At 48.9% G+C, this 18195-nt stretch carries 20 protein-coding genes and 2 pseudogenes; 6 read left to right on the top strand and 16 right to left on the bottom strand.

Going from position 1 to position 18195, the window contains the following annotated elements; translation table 11 throughout:
* Positions 1-11: 11 nt before the first annotated feature.
* From mobQ to B5F19_RS11325, 14 genes and pseudogenes are all read right to left on the bottom strand, one after another.
* Complete coding sequence (mobQ, locus tag B5F19_RS11390; RefSeq protein ID WP_334293012.1) at positions 12-1511, bottom strand: MobQ family relaxase; 1500 nt, start codon at positions 1509-1511, stop codon at positions 12-14.
* A 248-nt stretch (positions 1512-1759) separates the two neighbouring features.
* Positions 1760-2055: pseudogene (locus B5F19_RS11385) on the bottom strand (DUF3847 domain-containing protein).
* 131 nt (positions 2056-2186) lie between these two features.
* On the bottom strand, positions 2187-3020 hold the full coding sequence (locus B5F19_RS11380; protein WP_002584969.1) for a methyltransferase domain-containing protein: 834 nt from the start codon (positions 3018-3020) through the stop codon (positions 2187-2189).
* Positions 3021-3205: 185 nt separating this feature from the next.
* The gene (locus B5F19_RS11375; protein ID WP_070087571.1) at positions 3206-3502 is read right to left on the bottom strand and encodes a hypothetical protein; all 297 of its coding nucleotides are present in this window, start codon (positions 3500-3502) and stop codon (positions 3206-3208) included.
* Between the two features lie 133 nt (positions 3503-3635).
* The gene (locus B5F19_RS11370; RefSeq protein ID WP_022030172.1) at positions 3636-3830 is read right to left on the bottom strand and encodes a transposon-encoded TnpW family protein; all 195 of its coding nucleotides are present in this window, start codon (positions 3828-3830) and stop codon (positions 3636-3638) included.
* A gap of 78 nt (positions 3831-3908) precedes the next feature.
* On the bottom strand, positions 3909-5783 hold the full coding sequence (locus B5F19_RS11365; protein WP_087290549.1) for a recombinase family protein: 1875 nt from the start codon (positions 5781-5783) through the stop codon (positions 3909-3911).
* A 32-nt stretch (positions 5784-5815) separates the two neighbouring features.
* A pseudogene (locus tag B5F19_RS11360) lies at positions 5816-6115 on the bottom strand (type IV secretory system conjugative DNA transfer family protein); the annotation flags it as partial.
* Complete coding sequence (locus B5F19_RS11355; protein WP_087290545.1) at positions 6112-6612, bottom strand: PcfB family protein; 501 nt, start codon at positions 6610-6612, stop codon at positions 6112-6114. The gene B5F19_RS11355 and the pseudogene B5F19_RS11360, both read right to left, overlap by 4 nt.
* An 87-nt stretch (positions 6613-6699) precedes the next feature.
* Positions 6700-7443, bottom strand: coding sequence for a phage antirepressor (locus tag B5F19_RS11350; RefSeq protein ID WP_087290543.1), 744 nt, complete (start codon positions 7441-7443; stop codon positions 6700-6702).
* A gap of 38 nt (positions 7444-7481) precedes the next feature.
* A complete protein-coding gene (locus B5F19_RS11345; RefSeq protein WP_087290542.1) occupies positions 7482-8360 on the bottom strand; it encodes a DUF6017 domain-containing protein in 879 nt (292 codons plus the stop codon).
* 64 nt (positions 8361-8424) lie between these two features.
* Positions 8425-8610 carry a hypothetical protein gene (locus B5F19_RS11340; RefSeq protein ID WP_087290539.1) on the bottom strand — a complete coding sequence of 62 codons (186 nt, stop codon included), beginning with the start codon at positions 8608-8610 and terminating at the stop codon, positions 8425-8427.
* A gap of 30 nt (positions 8611-8640) precedes the next feature.
* Complete coding sequence (locus tag B5F19_RS11335; protein ID WP_087290537.1) at positions 8641-8916, bottom strand: DUF5720 family protein; 276 nt, start codon at positions 8914-8916, stop codon at positions 8641-8643.
* 14 nt (positions 8917-8930) lie between these two features.
* Positions 8931-9860 (bottom strand): ParB/RepB/Spo0J family partition protein, encoded by a 930-nt coding sequence (locus B5F19_RS11330; RefSeq protein ID WP_087290535.1) that lies wholly within the window; start codon positions 9858-9860, stop codon positions 8931-8933.
* On the bottom strand, positions 9817-10638 hold the full coding sequence (locus B5F19_RS11325; protein ID WP_087290534.1) for a ParA family protein: 822 nt from the start codon (positions 10636-10638) through the stop codon (positions 9817-9819). The genes B5F19_RS11330 and B5F19_RS11325 overlap by 44 nt, the downstream gene beginning before the upstream one ends.
* 289 nt (positions 10639-10927) lie before the next feature.
* Between B5F19_RS11325 and B5F19_RS18335 the strand changes: the two genes are divergently transcribed.
* Positions 10928-11107, top strand: coding sequence for a DUF4368 domain-containing protein (locus B5F19_RS18335; RefSeq protein WP_343219429.1), 180 nt, complete (start codon positions 10928-10930; stop codon positions 11105-11107).
* Between the two features lie 344 nt (positions 11108-11451).
* On the opposite strand, the gene B5F19_RS11320 is transcribed toward B5F19_RS18335, so the two are convergent.
* Positions 11452-12945, bottom strand: coding sequence for an SIR2 family protein (locus B5F19_RS11320; RefSeq protein WP_087290532.1), 1494 nt, complete (start codon positions 12943-12945; stop codon positions 11452-11454).
* 572 nt (positions 12946-13517) lie between these two features.
* On the opposite strand from B5F19_RS11320, the gene B5F19_RS11315 reads away from it, so the two are divergent.
* Together B5F19_RS11315 and B5F19_RS11310 are read left to right on the top strand one after the other, a co-directional pair.
* Positions 13518-13778, top strand: a complete 261-nt coding sequence (locus tag B5F19_RS11315; RefSeq protein WP_087290531.1) for a MerR family transcriptional regulator — start codon at positions 13518-13520, stop codon at positions 13776-13778.
* A complete protein-coding gene (locus tag B5F19_RS11310) occupies positions 13775-13933 on the top strand; it encodes a helix-turn-helix domain-containing protein (protein ID WP_087290530.1) in 159 nt (52 codons plus the stop codon). Before B5F19_RS11315 ends, B5F19_RS11310 begins: the two co-directional genes overlap by 4 nt.
* A gap of 140 nt (positions 13934-14073) precedes the next feature.
* On the opposite strand, the gene B5F19_RS11305 is transcribed toward B5F19_RS11310, so the two are convergent.
* Positions 14074-14301, bottom strand: a complete 228-nt coding sequence (locus B5F19_RS11305) for a helix-turn-helix transcriptional regulator (RefSeq protein WP_087290529.1) — start codon at positions 14299-14301, stop codon at positions 14074-14076.
* A 243-nt stretch (positions 14302-14544) separates the two neighbouring features.
* Here B5F19_RS11305 and B5F19_RS11300 point away from each other — a divergent pair, with 243 nt between their 5' ends.
* From B5F19_RS11300 to B5F19_RS11290, 3 genes are read left to right on the top strand one after another with little or no spacing between them, the layout of a single operon-like run.
* On the top strand, positions 14545-15492 hold the full coding sequence (locus B5F19_RS11300; protein ID WP_087290528.1) for a WYL domain-containing protein: 948 nt from the start codon (positions 14545-14547) through the stop codon (positions 15490-15492).
* Positions 15485-16606 (top strand): hypothetical protein, encoded by a 1122-nt coding sequence (locus tag B5F19_RS11295; protein WP_087290527.1) that lies wholly within the window; start codon positions 15485-15487, stop codon positions 16604-16606. Before B5F19_RS11300 ends, B5F19_RS11295 begins: the two co-directional genes overlap by 8 nt.
* Position 16607: 1 nt before the next feature.
* Positions 16608-17975 (top strand): hypothetical protein, encoded by a 1368-nt coding sequence (locus B5F19_RS11290; RefSeq protein ID WP_087290526.1) that lies wholly within the window; start codon positions 16608-16610, stop codon positions 17973-17975.
* Positions 17976-18195 lie beyond the last annotated feature (220 nt).

Here is an 18195-nt window from a genome sequence, read left to right as displayed (position 1 = left end):
CTCAACTCCTTTCATCGTTCTAAGTCGTGCTGCTTGGTGCGGGTCTGCTCCGGCTGGTCGGCTTTCAGCGCAATATCAACGCACTTGCGGATATTGTGCAGCTCGGCAACCTCGGCGCGGGTTTCTTTCAGCTTGGTATATTCCGCTGTTCTCTGCCCGCTGAGGGTGGCGTACTCTTTTTCCCATTCAGCGATAGGCAAGCTCTTTGTCCCTTTCGGCAGATTTGCATGGAGATAGCGGCTCGCTGCGTTCCATAGCGTAAGCTCGGCGCGGTGGGCTTCCTCGTACTTGTCGCGCTTGCTCGTCCAGCCATTTTTCAGCTTTTTCAGCTCGTCGTGAATGGGCTTGTACTCGGTGTAGTTCTTCCCGTATTCAATCAGCTTTTGTAATTCTTTCATGCGCTTCTCGGCGGTTTTCATGCCCGCCCGGATAGCGTCGGCTTGGTCGCTGACAGAGGAAAGGGTAGCGTCCAGCTCCGCAAGGGTGGAAATGCCATGCTCGGAAAGATAGCCTACTGCCTTTGCAACGGTTTTCAGTTCATCGGCGGCGTGCTGCCTTTGCCAACTTTGCGAATACTTCCGGCTCTTTTCTCTCTGAACGCTCAAATACTTCATCAGCAGATTTGCAAGGCCGGGGGATTGTTGCGGCTGTTCCGGGGCGGTTTCCCACGCTTTGAACAGGTCGGCAATCCATTCTTTGAGCTTTCCAATCTGCGCTCGGATTTCCCGTATAAGGCGGTTTGCCTTTTGGATATTCCGGTTCAGTTCGCCTTTCTCGGTGGCAATACCTTTCTTCTCCATCTGGCAAGCCGCCACGCCCATGTGGACGGTGGGTATCTCGCCAATGCCGCGCTCGGCGTTGCTGCGGTGGTCGATACGCTCCGGGCTTCCGGCTCGTTCAAGGTAGGCGTTTGAAATATCCGCCCATGCCTTACGCCACAAGAGGGCGTTGCCCTTGTCGTTCCAGCCGGTCAGGTCAACTTTGTGCGTCTTGTATCTGCCGCTTGGCAAGCGGATACGCTCGCCGTTTTCATCAAGGTCATATTCCTTTTGGGACTTTGCCGCCCATGCGCCGCGCTCGTCAAGGGGGCGCATGGTAAGCATGATGTGACAATGGGGATTGCCCTTGCCGGTGTCGTGAATGGCATAATCAACGCACATTCCTCTGGAAACAAATTGAGAGGAACAGTATTCCCGGACAAGCCGGATCTGTTCCTCTCTGGATAACTCTATGGGGAGCGCCGCGTCAATCTCTCTGGCAAGCTGGGCGTTCCCGGCTTTCTCGTAAAGCTCCACGCTGTTCCACAAGGTTGAACGGTCAGAGAAAGAGGGCGGGGCGTGGGGTGGCAGCATAATTTCCGTATGGACAACACCGCCTTTGCGGGTGTAGTCGTGTGTCATTCCGTCCCACTCATTTGTCAGCTTTTCGCCGCTTCGGTAGGCGGCTGCGGCAACGGCTGATTTGCCCTTGCCCCGGCTGACAATGCTGATATTACAATGATAGATGGCTATGGGTATCACCTCCCGGATAAAATGAAAACCCGCAAAAATGGTACAGACGCCAAAGGCGGGTATACTGTTTTTGTGGGTGTGCAGGGATAGCCGCGTAAGCGGCGCAAGGGGTGCAGCCCCTTGTTGCGGCAAAGCCGCCAATGTCGGTCAGAGAGGGAAGCAAGCGGCTTTCTCTCTGTGCCGACAAGCCCTCGGCAGAGCGCACGCACCCGTAAGGGTGTATAAGTGCGCCCTTTGTACCAAAGGGATTATTCGCTTTTCCCGCCCTCGGTGCGTTTTTTCAGATAGCCCCGCGCTTCCTCGCTCGTCAGGGCAAGCCGGAGAAAGGCGGCGGCTTCTTCGTCGGTCATGGTCTTTGCTTCTGGCACAATGCTCTCAAAGACCGCACCCCGGACGATCAGCCGATGGCTGCGCGTCCTGCGTTCCTCTTGGGATAACTTTTGCCGCAACACCTTTTCCCGATTTTCAAGCTGCCGGATTTTCTTCTTCCCGTCCTCAATCTCGGCTTGCAATTCCTCGCGTTTTTTTCTCTCGGTTTCGTCATGGGTGGTCACTCCTTTCTACCTGTCGGCACAGAAAAAGGACAGTCGATTTCCTCGGCTGTCCTTTTGATTAGGGTGTTTGGTTTACTCCGTTCTGCTCAATAAATGGGAATATTAAATATCAATACGCCCTTTAATACATTCCTATTAAAACATCAGCTTCGATTGTCAAATGTGTGAGAGTACGCCAATCAACGCAATCTTTTTCAACGCAAAAGAGAAGCGGCGTCATTTCAATAAACGACATTCTTTGTTCTGATGACAACTGTACGGTGGCTGAAACCGTTTCTCTTGAAATGGTTTTAAGATATTTCTCAAAATATTCAACGACAGACTCATTTGAATAATCTGGATTTTTCAAGTGTGCTTGCACTTTAGTCCTGATTTCCCTCAAATGATTTTTCGTAGGAATTACTTTCACAACATATCCGTTAGGAGATAGCAATCGCTGAAATTCTTTGTAGTGTGCAGGCGAAAATATGTCTAAAATACAATCCATACTTCCGTCTTTCAAAGGGATTTTTGATAAGTCAGTAACAAACCACTTCACTGCTTTGCGCTTGTCTTTTTTTGATGCAATCTGTATTGCCTCCCTTGACAAGTCAAAGGCAAAGATGTTTCGTTCTGTTCTTTGCTGTATCTGCCTTGCATAGAAACCCTCGCCGCAACCAACATCTAAAATGTTTCTTATAGATGGCGTATCAGAAATAAACTGTATGATTTTCTCCAACACAACATCATACATGCCATACTCCAAAATTTGGTGCCGGTTGTCAAAAGACCGCTTGCTGTAGTTGGTTTTGGGCGATGATTTTAACAACAAATTTACATACCCATATCTTGAAATATCAAAGCAATGTCCATGTCTACAAATTAGGCTATTGCCTTGTATATCCATTGATTTTGTGCAAATTGGGCATTGAAAATAAACCTTGCTGTCTGCAAAGCGTGATAAATTATTATTCATTTGTTTTTCCTCCGTAATTACATCTCTGCTTCAATAAGCGAGTTATGCAATACGGATAACCGCAACATAACTCGCGGTTTTATCTTAATCTCATAAATGTAACCATTGTGTTGTCCTCCAATCAATTCCGCAGTATTACTCTGCTTTTAGAAAAAGTATAGCACAAAACTATGAACATTTCAACTCTATTTCAGCCTGTCGGCGACGTTGCTCTCTCTGGCATACCGCCGCGCCGCTTCCCGCCGTTCCTCGCTGTATGGGGCGGTCAGACGGAAAGAGAAGCGGCCTTTCTCAATGTCAAACTCCATGCAGCCCGTTTCCGGGTCTGCGTCGGTCTGGCGGCACACATCGGGGTGCTGCTCGGCATAGGCGGCAAGCCGCTTCTTCAAGTCGGTGTTGTGGGTACGGATATGGATCAACGGGTCTTTCTCATCAAACCAGATGTCTGTGACCTTTTTTTGCTTGGGAAGCCCTGTTCGCATAAACTCTCCTTTCTGCGCCCTCGTTTGGAGAGAGGGGCATTTTTGAGGGAATTTTCCCGGCTCTTGACTTGGGGAAAATGGGGATTTTCAAATAGAAACCGCCCCGGCGAACCATTCTTCGTCCGGGCGGTTCCTATCGCGTGATTTTCGTTTTTTCCGGCTCTTGACCGTCCTGCAAGCTGTCGGCAAGTATCACTTTGAGCAGCTTGTCGCGGAATGTTTCTGTGCCGCTGTGGTTGAAAAACAACTCCGCAACGATGGTCTGTCCGTCCCTCTGTGTCGTGATAACACTGTCGGGGGATTGAGGTGTCCCGTTCTGTTCTGCCATAGGCGGCTCCTTTCTCTGGGTGCAAAAGAGGGATTTCCCGTAGCCCGGAAAATCCCTCTTGGTTGTCAGTATTCGGTTTTACTGTGCGGGTGCTGCGGCGGCTTCCTGTGCCTTTTTCTTTGCCCGGTATTCCCGTGCTTTCATGCGGTCATACTCCCGTCGCTTTTCAAGGTTACGCGCCCGGTACTCCCTTGAATACTGCCGGTGGTAGGCGCGGCTCTTTTCCTTTTGGGCTTCCTCGATTTTCTCCCGCATTTGCCGGATTTCCTGCTCCGTTGGCTCTGTAAGCTGTGTCACTTCGTTCTCAAATTTGCCGATATAGTTGAAATATATCCCGATGTGCTGAATGGCTTGTTTTGCCCTTTTCTTGTCGCGCTCATGCACTTCAATCCGGCTGATAAACTCGTTGAGAATGGCGGGGGTCAGGTCGGTAAAGGCAGCGTAGCGTTCCGTCAGCTTCAAAAACTTCTGCGCCCGTCCGCCCGCGTTCTCAAAAGCGGATAGCTGCTCTTGCAGCTCGGCAAGCTCCGCTTTCAGCGCATAGTATTCTTCTGAATACTTCTGCGACATTTGCTCATAGCGGTCTTGCGGGATCGTGCCGAGGGCGTTGTCCTCATAGAGCTTGTTCAGCACCTTGTCAATCTGTTCAAGGCGCGTCGTGATTTGCGGGATACGCTTCTGCTGTTTCTTGGTCTTGTCGGTCTGCTGCATGGCAAGGTTCTTTTTCACTAAGGCTTCAAACTCCGCCCGGTTGCTGATAGAGTAGTCCTCGATTTTCTTCAGCACTTCCGCGACGGTCTGCATGAGCAAATCCGCGTCAATGATGTGTGGGGAATGGCACTTGGGGTTTTTGGCTTTCCCCTTGTGGTACTCGCTGCAATAGGCAACGTGCCGCTTGCCGCCGTTTCTGTAATCTATGCGGATGTGCATTTTTGCGCCGCAATCCTTACAGAAAAGCAAGCCCGACAAAGGGTGGATTTCCCCGTCCCCGTTGGGGCGTCTGACGGGCGCGTTTTCCAAAATCCGCTGTGCGGTTTCAAAGTCGGCGCGGTCAATAATCGGCTCATGCACATTTTCGGTTATCTGCCATTGGCTCCGGTCTACATAGTGGTTCCGCTTGTCCCGGAAATGCTTTGTAGTCTTGAAGTTGACTACATCGCCGCAATACTCCTGCCGCGTAAGGATATGGGTCAAGGTGGCTTTGTTCCACTTGTAGCGGTTATCCTCATTGAGCGCCTTGTTTTTACACGTTCCCCGTCCCCGGTCTTTCATGTAGAAAGTAGGGGTAGGGATTTGCTCCTGCGTCAGATATACGGCGATTTGGTTGCGGTTCTTCCCGCCGATAAACAGACGGAAAATAAGGCGCACAACCTCGGCGGCTTCCTCGTCGATTATCCAAAAATCCTTGTTGTCCGGGTCTTTCATATAGCCGTAGGGGGCTTCGGTGGCAATCGGCTTTCCGCTCATGCCCTTCGTTTTAATGCCGGTCTTTACTTTCTTGCTGATGTCCTTTGCGTACCACTCCGACATGATGTTGATAAAGGGCGCAAACTCCAATGTGTCGGGCTTCTCGCTGTCTATCCCGTTGTTGACCGCGATAAAGCGCACATTGTTCCGTCTGAATATCTCCATAGCGTTGCCAACTTGGAGATAGTCGCGCCCCCAGCGCGTCAGGTCTTTCATAATGCAGACACCGATTTTTCCGTTTTCTACATCGTCCATCATGCGGGAATAGGCAGAACGGTCAAAAAATCTGCCGCTTTCGTCATCGTCAATGTAGTGCCGGATATTGGTTAAGTGCTGTCCTCTGGCATAGTTCTCCAAAAAGATTTTTTGGTTCTGTATGCTGTTGCTCTCACCGCCGTCCCTGTCCTCGTCGCCCACGGAAAGGCGGGAGTAAAGGGCGGTAATTTTGCTATAATCAGTCATGTGCATAACCTCCTGTGCGTCCATGTAGGTGTCCTTTACACTTAAAATTATGCACTCCAGCGGGCCGACCCGTACTCCACGTTGTGGCGGTACTTCTTGGCATTCTTGCCTTTCAGATACACCGCCAGCCGCAGGCCAGCGCCGCAGCACAGGCCCACAGCCAGGTCCAGCGGGTGCAGGCTGGGCCACCAGCTCCCCAGCGCCACCGGCAGGGTGGAAAAGAACGAGAGCATCTTGGCCGAAGCGTCCGCGCCGGTCGCCAGCCGCCAGGCTTCCCCCAGGTTGGTGGCAAACAGGCCCAGCAGGAAGTAGGGCAGGTTCAGCAGCACCAGCTTTTTCACATTCAGCTGCTTCATCGTTCCAGCTCCTTCCGCTTTGTCCTGTCCACCACCGCATTTTTAATAAGCTCCTTGAAGTGGCTGAGCTTCTCCAGCACCGACGGGCGCTCGCTGCGGTCGGCCTTCTTGACCTTCCTCTGGGTGTACTCCGAGAATGCCGCCGTCAGGGCGTCGGCGTCGCGGGCTTTGAAGAAGATCAGGTACTTGGGCGGCGATGCGCTGCGGTCCTTTTTCACCGCATAGTCCACGCCGTACTTGCGGGCGATGCGCTCAAAGTCCTTGATGGACGGGTCGTTGATCTCGATGTTGGAAACACCCTGGTTCTGCCCAATGAGCTGCTTCACCGTCTGTTTGCCCTTGGGGGTGACGGGGGAATCCCGGCTGCGCTGCTTTTCCAGCTTTTTCTCCCTGCGGTGGGCCATGTACTTGGATATGGCGGCCTTGAACAGCCGTCCGGTGAACTTGGTGCCGCTGACAATCAGCGTCAAAGTCCTGTTTTCCACTTCCTCCTGCATTTTTCTCGCCTCCCTTCGTCGGTTATGCAGAAAGCGGTCTTGGGTACTAAGGCGGGACCACCAACCGCCGTAACAGGTGGCGGCCCGTCATACCGTCACCAGGATCAGGGACCGAAGTTCCGCAAAGTGAAGCTTGCCCTTGGGCGTCACCAGCGTGTAGGAGCCGGTGTGGCCGTTGCGGCAAAAATCTTTCACGCAGAACAGCCCCTCGTTGCTGCCTTTGGCGTAGGGCAGCACGCAGCCCGACGGGGTGCGGTAAACGTACCGGCGTTCCAGCAGAAAGCGGACGAAGCGCCGCTCCGGCACGTCCAGCTCCTTGGCAGTGGTGCGCAGGTTGGTGCTGTGCCGCAGGTTGATAAACAGGTCGTAGTAGACGGCCTTGCCTTGCAGCCGGGCGTTGTCCGCTTGCAGCGCCGCGTTTTTCTCACGCTCGGCCAGCAGGTCGGAGCAGAGCTTCAGCAGCGCCTCCGGCGAGGTGGCGACCTCCCACAGCTTTTCTCTGGTGAGGTAGGCCCCATGCTGGCGGATGCTGGGCAGCACCTCAGACGTGACCCAGCGGCGGAACTGCTTTGCTTTGGGAAGTTTGCTGGACAACACCAGAGAATACAGGCCGGACTCGTTGATGATAGGGAGTTTCTGAATCCCGCCGGGGGTGAGAATTTCGCTCACCCCTTTGTCCTCTGCGTCAACGTGGTTGCGGATCGCCTCCTGCGGATTTTTATACCCTAACGCTAACGCCACATCTTTTCCGACCAGCCAAGGCTCCCCGTCAATCTCTACGGCGCGGATAGCCCCAAACTCCGGGTTTTTGAAAATTTCCATCTGGTTCATATCGTGCCTCCTTGGGCGGTGCAGCAGAAAAGCGGCCATTACCAGCCGCCTGCGTGCATATCGTGGTTGACCTGGGCCGTGTAGTGGTTGTTCATGGTGGTGGGCGCGTTGAACAGCACGGTCAGCAGGTACTGCTTCATGTTGCGGATTTCGGTGGTGTTGTTGTGCAGGCACTCCATGACGAACTCGATGTGGGAGCTGTCCAGCTTCAAGAACCGGGACCGCACCACCTCATGGGGGAAGTCCGCCCCGGCGATGCGGGTGGTCTTGCGTCTGGCACAGACCGTCTCCACGATCAGCTCCACGATCTCGTCCAAATCCTCGCGGTAGGTGGTAAACTCCCGGCACAGGTGGTCGTACTCGATGTTCTCCAACACCAAATCCCGATAACTCTGCATTTCTTCCACCGACATCGCATCCCGTCCTTTCCGTTCCGGCGGCCTGGCCGCCGCAAATCCCCGGAAGGGAATGGAATCGGTACTTGATCCCTGAGTATTTGATTTTTGGGTCTTAGATTTCTCTATATTTAATTCAGCGGGCTTTTCCGTATCTGGGTCAGCCAGATACGGGTTTTCCGTATCTGGTGAAGCCGTATCCGGCTGGGGCGTATCCGGCGCTTTGGGCTGGGGCTGCTCATAGATGACATACTCGGTGTCGCTGATGCGGCCCTGCCGGTCCCGCATCTGGTGGCGGACGATGTACCCGGCAGCTTCCAGCTCCCGCAGCGCCCCGCCGATGGCGTCCACGCCCTCCTTGCAGATTTTGGCGAGGCCGCGTGTGGTGTAGTTCCAATCCTCCGGCAAGGACAGCATCATGGACAAAAGCCCCTTGGATTTCAGCGACAGCGCCTTGTCGCGCAGGTGGTGGTTGCTCATCACGGTATAATCACGGGTCCGTTCAATGCGAAAAACGGCCATTTGCGTCACTCCTTCCAGTGTTCATGGCATGAAAAAGCCGCAATCTTCAAAGAGACTGCGGCGGTCAGGTGCGGTAGTTCCGGCTGCGCCAGGAATACGGCGGCTTCGGCACAGGGGGCCGGGTAAAAACGTCCTGCGCGGTGCCGAAGGGCAGGCGCTGCATCACCTGGTCGATCTCGGTGCTTTCCATGTCATGCTGGGATTGGCAATGTTCGCGGATGGCTTCTTCAATGTCTCTAACGGTACACATAGTTCATTCCTTTCTTGGCAAGTGGTGGGTTTACGGGTGGCGGCGCTTTTTCTTCGGCTTGAAGTCGATGATGTGCCCCTCGACAACGTGGGCATGGCGCTTGATTTTGATGTCCCGGCGCTGCTGGCTGAGTAAGGCGGCCTGATAGCCGTCCTCGGTGAGAAACAGCCGCATTTCATCGCCGGAGCTGCCGTAGGAGCCGGAACGCAGGACGGAAAATTCGATCATCCAGCGGGTATTGTCCCGAAACCGCTCCACGGCAAGAATGTTGTGTCCTTTCAGCTCGCGGGCTGAAATATCCCTCATAGGTAACTCCTCTCTCAGCGTTCATGCTGTTGCTGGCGCTTGCGCTGCCACTGTTCCAGCAGTTTGATGATGGTCTCCTGCATCCGGGCAGGGGTGTAGCTCCGGGGGAAATATTTGCGCAGGGTGTCGCTGGTGAAGGTGATCTTGTCCAGGTCGCTTTTCTTTTCCTCGCCCATGATGACCCGCATTATGTCGAGGGTCAGGTGGCCCTCCTGGCTGTACTTTTTCAGCCGCTGGGCCTGGGAGAGCGACGGTGTGGCCTGTTCGCTGTCCATCGCGTCCAGCAAATCCACCTGTTCCTCTTTTTTGAGGAAGGACAGCTCATAGGCCGGGTTGAAGGCAATTTTCTTCTCATCCACCATGTCCAGCAGTTCGGGAATCAGCTCGGTGAGGCGGATGTAACGCTGAATTTGATTGCGGCTCTGTCCAACTTGTTCGGCTAATAACTGGTCTGATCGTTTTTGTGTCCCAACTTGGGACACATTTTCCTTAGACGGTCTGCCTGCTTGTCGCTTCATAGCCTCCAACTTCATCTTATAAGCAAAAGCCCGCTCACTGGGGAGCAGGCTTTCCCGCTGCAAATTGCTGTCAACCATGATGATGGTGGCCTGGTCGTCGTCCAGGTCCCGGACAATGACCGGCATGGTATCCTTGCCCGCCAGCTCACTGGCCCGGTGCCGCCGGTGCCCAGCCACCAGTTCATAGCCGCCGTTGGGGTCCGGGCGGGCGATGGCGGGGACCAGCACACCGTACTGCCGGATGCTGTCGGCGGTCTCCATCATGGCATCGTCATCCTTGACCTTGAAGGGGTGGTCCTTGAACGGGTGCAGCTCGGACAGGGGGATTTCCAGAACCTTCTCCCGCTGGGTGTCGGCGCGGCTTTCCTCGGTGGAGAACAGGTCATCGACTGAGGCCAGCTCTACTTTTTTCGCGCTGCTTTTCAAGTTTTATCACCTCCCGCGTCAGATTTTTATAGGCTTCCGCCACCTTGCCGCCGGGGTCATGTGCGAAGATGCTCTTGCCTTCGGCACTGATCTCCTTGGCCCGGACCGAGTGGGGTATCTCGCTGCCGAACACCTTGATTTTGCTGCCGTAGGTCTCCCGCAGCAGGGCGGCGATTTCTTTGGCAAAGTTGGTGCGATTGTCCACCATCGTCAGCAGAATACCGTCAATCTGGAGCTTGGGGTTCAGCTGCCGCTTAACCTTGTTGATGGTGGACAGCAACTGTTCCAGGCCCTTGGCGGGCAGATACTCCGCCTGGACGGGGACTATGATCCTGTTGGCGGCGGCCAGCGCGTTGACCGTGAGCATCCCCAAAGACGGCTGGCAGTCGATGAGGATATGGGAATACTGTCCCTTCACGGTATCCAAATACTGCCGCAGGATGGTCTCTCGGCTCATGGCGTTCACCAGCGAGACCTCCATGCCGGAGAGCTGGATGTCAGCAGGCATAAGGTCCACGCCCTCCGGGTGGTGCAGAATGCCCTCGCTAGGGCGCAGCGGCTCGTCCATCAGGATGCGGCCCATTGCGTCCGAGAGGGTGAAGGGCAGCTTGTCCGGCTGCGGGTTGCCCAGGCTGATGGTCAGGCTGGCTTGGGGGTCAGCGTCCACCAGCAGTACCTTCTTCCCGGCCTGAGCCAGCCCGATGCCTAAATTGGCGCAGGTGGTTGTCTTGCCGACGCCGCCTTTCTGGTTGGCAACGGCGATGATTTGGGTATTCAAAAATCAATTCCTCCTTGAAAACAGAAAAAGCCACTCAAGTTTCCTTGAATGGCCTTAGTACGTGAAAAAGCCGCTAATTTCAAAAAATAAGCGGCTTTATCGTTTTATTCAGTTATATTTAGCAGTTGTGACCGTCTATTAGCTCACACATGGGCCAACAGACCCGCACATATATGCTTGATAGGCTTTGTTTTGTTGGTCTGCTGGCCCATAAAGCTCCTCCTCTCGTAGGGACACATAATAAATTAGTATACCACAAGAGGAGGACAGCGTCGAGATATAGATTTAAATTGCTATATTCAACGCTGAGAAGATAAACGGGCGGTGGGAACAGCGGCTCCGTATCCACTATAACTGCGTAGGGGTTATTGAGATCCCCAACTTCATTCTGCTGCCTGCACCGGAGGTGTCCGTAAACACAAGAAAGGGCGTAGTCGTCAACTACGCCCCATCCACCATCGCCGGATGAAATCAACAAAAAAAGACGAGTGTTCTTACAGCTTCTCAAATACTATAAGAACACTCGTCATGGTACGCCCGAAGGGACTCGAAGACTACGTTCATGTTTTCGGCCCATATTTCGCGGTCATTTTCTGCGTACAAACACGTCAGCTGTGAAAAACCTGATGTTATTTGGTGTTGACTAGGTACAAAGATCAATTCTACGATTTTTCCCTTTAAGGGAAAAAATAAGGGAAACTTTTATGGGCAAAACAGCGGCCAACGTAACAGCTAGAGCAGAGATATGGACCAGTATGCTGAGGGGTGCCGCGCCAGTTCCATTACACACTCATAGCGTTCTTCTCGCATACTTTAAGTATTCTTTTTTAAATCGTATGCACATAGGAGTTTGCGATAATTTGTTGAACCCTTATCTGGAAAATTTCTAAGGTAATCCTCAACCTGTCGCAAATCCATCTGTCCTGACATAATAGAGCAAATCATCTCTAATGTTTTGTAAGTCGGTGGTATTCGCTGGTCATCAATCACAGCTTGTGGACTTAAGTGGTTTCCATGACATGCCGGTGGAGTGCCTGCAATAAGTGCATTAATTTTAGCTTGCTGTTGTTGCTTTAGATCTTCGCTCCTATCAATTTCGGGACATATCAAAGAAAAAGCATATATCGGAAAATACTGCGAAGATTGAATTTTTTGCTTATTTAAGAGATACAGAAGTTGAGAGTTAGATTCTTCAATTATCTGGAAATAATTTGCCATCATTTCAGCGGTTGTCAAAAACTCATACTTAATGGTTTTCCTAGAGCCTACAACAAGCACTTTATCCGAATTTTCAAGTTTGTCTAAATCTTCTGTAATTGAAACCTCTATGGAACCTCCCTCACATATTTCTCGGACAACAGTCTGAACTTTTCGAATATCCATAGCAGAAACTGGCAAAAAGAGGTTTGCCAATGCTTGGTATACAGCGACAAAATTATCTGTTTTCAGCTTATTGATACGGATGGTTTCAAACCCTTCAATATCTATGTCGTGCTCTATAACTTCTGTGCTCTCTGATCCCTGTTCGTACTCAATGAGAAGGAAGTTATCCCGTATTTTTTTGGCTTCGTCAGAATTATAGTCCACATAAGAAAAGATAGTCCTGAGAATATCTTTAATATTTTTATCACCGATGTTATACCCTATAAAAATAATCGGATTATGGATAAATAAAGAAAGTAATTGTGCACGAATCAGCTCATACTTGCGATTGAATTCTTCGTAATCCCTTTCTGTGATAATGATTTTGTCTGGCTGTGATACACAACCGTGTATTTTATATACAGAACCATACGGGTTACTGAGTAAAATATTGTTCCCTATGAGCGGATTGAATGCAAATAACTGCTCAATCATGGTATCATAATTTGTTGTAATTACAGAGCTTATATTTTTGCGAGCTTTTTTGAACTCGGCAATTTCAGGCAGTGCGGAATCCTTTATAGTTACTTCTCTTAGCAGGTCAGCCAAATATAGCTTAAATCTACTAATATTAATTCCTTTTTCCATATTGGAATAAAAAAGGTCATTAATATGCTCGAATTTCCCATGGCGGTTATCCTTGAGATGTTGATTAAAATCTTTTTCTAGTTGGGCGGCGATCTGATCAAAAGCATAGTCAGTTGGACGCATATGCTCAGCTTTAATATCAAGATAATACTCTGGGTCTGGATTGAAATCTGATGCCACCTTTTTTAGCAAAGAATCCCAACTATATGAATTTTCCAAATACCTTAAACTTAATCCGGTACCAACAAACAGTACAGGATGATTGTGGTAATTTGAAATAAACTCCTTTATGTCCACGATACATCTCCTCCTGCCGGATTTTTAGGGACCTTATTCTATCCGTTTAATCGTAAATTCAATAAAGGTAATTTCTTCGTCTGTTAGACCATACTTTTATGTCTATCCAAACCCTTGATAAATTCCCAATTGGAACTCTAGTCTGTTGGATATTAATTAAGCATATCACGAACCTGTAAAAATTTCAATGATACTCTGATTAATGAGATGGAACTCTCTCTGCACGGAAAGAATGCGCCTCGATTTTGTTTTCGGCATGTACATCAATCTACTTTCAATGATTACCTCTATCGTTTTCTAAAAGATTATATACTTTTATCGTCAGCATTATCGGTAATAAATTCATAATACTTAGTGGTTGTATTTTGCTTGATATATCTGAAAATGCGTCTTTTTGTAGGGGCAAACAACAAATGTCTTAATTATTTAACCGAATCATCAGGCTAAACGCTTCAAAATAAGGTGATATAAAATGATTTCATTAACATAATGATAAGGAGCAGTGAAATGCGATCCAGCTGCTGCCTGATCTAAACATGCTCCTAAATCATTCTAACTGGAGGTATTTCATAATGATTCCATATTTGGATTATCCCAACATGAAGGAGTTTTACACGATTGCTGAGGTGTGCCGTCTGTTCAAGATGGAGAAGAAGGACCTGAAGCATTACAGTGAAAGGTTTGAGATTTTCCCGGTCAGGGATCAGTTTGGCAACTACGGATTCCCGAAAAAGGAGCTTCGCAAACTGCACAATAAAATCTACAAAGAGCAGCGGGAACAGGCCTCAGACGAAGCGCTGTACAACTCCAATGAGGAGGACCCCTGGGCATGACCGCAATTCTCACAGTTAAGGAGGCTGCCTCACTTCTCAAAACCAGCCGGCAGCAGGTGCGCAAAATGATCCAAAGTGGAGACCTTCCAGCAGTCAAAGTTGGCCGGGAGTGGCGCATCAGGGCAGACGCTTTAGACGATTTTCTCACTGAATAGAGTCCATAAGTTAACCGGGGGAGAACTACTACAGTTCTCCCCCGGTTTCCGCTTGCTTCCACTTCTTTTAATATGGCCCGCTGCGGTTTTCTCCCCATTTTCCTCTATAGAAATATGAGGTACAGCATCCTTGCTGTACCTCAAAATTCCAAAAATTTATATGCGGGCGTGTCCAGAGCCTCTGCGATCCGAAGCAGCGTGGTCAAAGAAATCGGCTTGTACATCCCAGCCGCCTCAATTTGGCCGATGTAAGAGGTTGCCACTCCTAATTTGCTAGCTAATTTTTCTTGGGTAAGACCCTGTAACTTCCGGTAGTAGGCCACCTTTAACCCGATTTTCTTATATTCTTCCTCAAACTCATACTTCATCGGATGCACCTCGCTCTTTTATTCTATAAAAGCCTCCCCGGTGTTTCTATCCGATAAATATATTGCAAATATAACTTCATTAGTTATAATATATGTGAAGGCGACAGGAACAGCGCTTGCTGATTTCTATTTGCAATTTGAGGAAATGAAAATTTTTTATAATTTTTCCAAACCGTCAATGAGTGTCCACCCTGTTTGCTATATTGATATTGTAAAGCAAAATCTGTAAGGGGGAATAGGCCTATGGATCGTCTCACTGAGGCCAAATCCGCTCGTCTTCTGGAGATTTACTCACGCCTTGTCAATGGCGAGTTCCTTAGCAAGGCAGCTTTGGCGGAGCAGTATCGCGTCTCAGACCGCAGTATCCAGCGTGATATGGAATCTCTACGCTGTTTCATCACAAATCACGCTCTTGCTCAGGACATCATATTTGATTACCGGGCCCGCGGATACCGGCTCGTGAATCAGATCCCCAAAGGGCTTACCAACAGCGAAATATTGGTTGTGTGCAAGATTCTCTTAGAGAGCCGGTCCATGCGGAAGGACGAAATGCTTCCTATATTGGACAAGCTGATTGAATGCTGTGTTCCTGCTGAAAACCGAACAGTAGTCAAGCAGCTGGTGGCAAATGAAAAATTCCACTATATTGAGCCCCACCACCAAAAGCGTCTGCTGCCCGGACTTTGGGAAATCAGTCTAGCGATTCAGCATCAAAATGTAATGGAAATCGAATATGAGAAGCTGGGCAGAAGCGGAACGGTCCACCGGGTGATCGAGCCAGTCGGGCTGCTGTTTTCAGAATATTATTTTTATTTAGCCGCGTTTATACGAAACATTGACAGAGAAAGCGTTTTTGAAAATCCTGACGACATATTTCCCACAATCTACCGGCTTGACCGAATCCAATCCTTTCATGTGCTGGAGGAACATTTCCGAGTTCCTTATAAGGACCGATTTGAGGAAGGGGAGTTCCGAAAGCGAGTACAGTTCATGTACGGTGGCAAGCTGCAACGAATCAAGTTTCGCTACACCGGCCCTTCGATTGAGGCTGTTCTAGATCGCCTGCCTACTGCACAAATCCTCAATCAGGACGAAACCGGCTGGGTCGTCACCGCAGAAGTGTTCGGTAAAGGGATTGACATGTGGCTCCGCAGCCAAGGAGATTCGATAGTGGAGGTTTGCTATGAGTAAAGAGCTTGACCGAATGAAAAAACGCTCACAGGCAAAAGTAAATAATGCGAAGAACATTTTGACCCAGACCACAAGTACCTTAAACGATCACTTAGGCCAGGTACAAAGTGAATACCATCGTGTAGCTGACTTATCCCATCATGCCCCAGCCGTGATTGAAAATATCGATAAACAGTTTAAAGAAAAAACAAAACTAGCGGATAGCGATATTGCTTTTCTGATGATCTGCACGGCCCTCCAGTGTGCACGACAGTATCTGCTGACCAATGATAAGTTCAGAATTACTGCGGTTCAAGGTGACACCTTAATTGACAGTACAGTTGGTCAACTTATGCCTCCCTCTTGGGAAGATGCTTTGTTTCAAAGTGTTCCCTATGACGCCATCCAGACGAGCTCCCATATTTCAGAGACAGGACTTGCAGGGACGACACACCGTTACCGTACACTGGGCCACGATCCCGTTCTTGGTTGGATATTCGGAACGGCTAATATTATGACCAATTCCTTAACAAAATCTGATATCATCACGACCTATCAGGTCTCCAATATGACGATCATCCGGCACTATCCTATGGGCACCATGGGGATGCTGAATAAAGCGGTTGAATACGCCCAAAATGACCCGATGCTGTTGGCAGCATCCACAGCGAGACAAGCAATTCATTTCGGCTCTGATTATTTTACTAAACAGGGTCTTCCAATTCCCCTTATTTCCACTGTTAATAATGACGTGGCTAAAACATTGATTACAAAAGGTCATATTGATCTTTGGAGTATCACCAGAGGAGCTGCATTGGCTGCCTTGATTAACCAACTAATCGCTACCATTCACAGGTTGTTTTATGACGAAGCCAAAGATGGGAGTGAATCTATGTATGAAATTCGGACAAGAAAAATATTGAGCTATTCCAATGCCTTAGCAGTTGGAAGCAATGTCGTTGTTACTGCAATTACAAACAATTTAACAAAACTCGATGTTGGTGGAATTTTGGTTGCGCTACATAGATTTATCTCTGACTACCAGTTTATCCAGGACATCAAACGAGATTTTTTAAAGAAAGAAATTTACAATCAAATCGTTGGAAAACCATACAATTTCATGGAGGTAAAATAATATGTTTGGAACAAAGAAAATGTATAAAAAAGGTCTTGCTGATGCCATGAGTGCTTACGAAGCATTTGGTAAAAAGCAAGAAGATGCATTAGCTGAGATTCGGAAGGAAGTGCGCGAAGGTAAGAGTCAGTTAGAAGATGCTCTTTCCGGTCTTGGCGATGAATTAAATGGTATCTACGATTATTTGGACGCCAAAGAAAAGGCTGCCTTATACCATCTGAATACACCGTATGATATTAAGGATATGGAAGAATCTGAACAACGACTCTTAGTGGCCCTTCTATACCAGTTGGCCGAAAATGAAGGTGAGCGTTTAAACGACTATCAACGGACATATATTCATGGGGTTCAAAGGTATTTGGAGATCACCAATCCTCAAATTGGCTTAGATGATCTCTCAGTAGTGGGGGAAATTGATTCTGGTAACACCCAGAAAGCAATCCTCCAAACGGTATTAGAGTTCTTCTATTTACAGGACGGAGATGAAATATCAGAAGATCAAGAAGATTTTCTAGAAAATTTCTCTGTAAACAAAAAACAAGCAACCACTATCGAAAATACGGTCAGTCGTCTCTACAATGCTGTGGGTGCAAAAGGGTTAGCAGAGAAATATGGGAATGATGAAGTGATTCAACAGGCAAAAGAGCAAACATTAGCTGCCTTTGATGATTTTGAGCACCTAATGGATTCGGAATATTTTCACGTAAGATCTCGCTTTGTGTCAAATATTTGGGCTGATAAAGATTATTCAAATGTAAGTAGATCCGCATATATAGACGATGAATGTTACAAGGATAACAGCAAGTGTAGGAATGATTCTGAGCGCTATCTTGAACGGTACTGGCGGCAGATCGAGAAAAAGATGGGAGCATATACAAAACGCTATGGTGACGACAGCATCTATAAATCCTATTCCGAACAATTAGAATCTTTGCTCAAAACAGCCAAGACCAGGCTCGCTAAATTACGGAATCCTCGCACTGCTTCTATTGTCGACCAAGTAAGTGAATATCTCACTAAAACAAAAGTGCTGGACAGTTTGGGTTCCGCGAATGACCGTTTAGCCGAGAAATACCAGCTTCCCCATGTTGGAAATTATACCGGAGAAATCTCTTATGAAATCAATGACCCTTCAGAGTTCGCTGATGGATTTTTGGGCAGAATGATTGCTAGTGGATTTAAAAAATATGGGTACAGCCTTGACTCCGCACTTGACTCTATCTCTGAGGATAGCGGTGAAAAACTTCGCGATTTTGTGGAAGAGTTAACTGACCAGGCCAATGATTATATTGACCGTTATATCCTTGTCCCCATTCAAGGATTGTTACCATCTCTCCACGATGCTTTATACGATCAAGAGAACGCTTAAACTCTATGGGTGACCCCTAGGGGGCACCCTGGGCGCATCTTATTTTTAACGTGTTTCCGGCTCTCCACTCCCTCTGAACTATATATTATATTCATAGAAAGCACCGGAAGTATGAACAGCACCCCAATTGTTAGACAGTATGGTATACTACTAACGAATGGGGTGTTGTTTTATGCCAAAAGGGAAACCAAATAAAAGATACACAGGGGAGTTCAAACAA

This window comes from Pseudoflavonifractor sp. An184, from assembly GCF_002160305.1.
Lineage (GTDB): Bacteria > Bacillota > Clostridia > Oscillospirales > Oscillospiraceae > Lawsonibacter > Lawsonibacter pullicola.
This window is presented reverse-complemented; position numbering and strand designations above follow the sequence as displayed.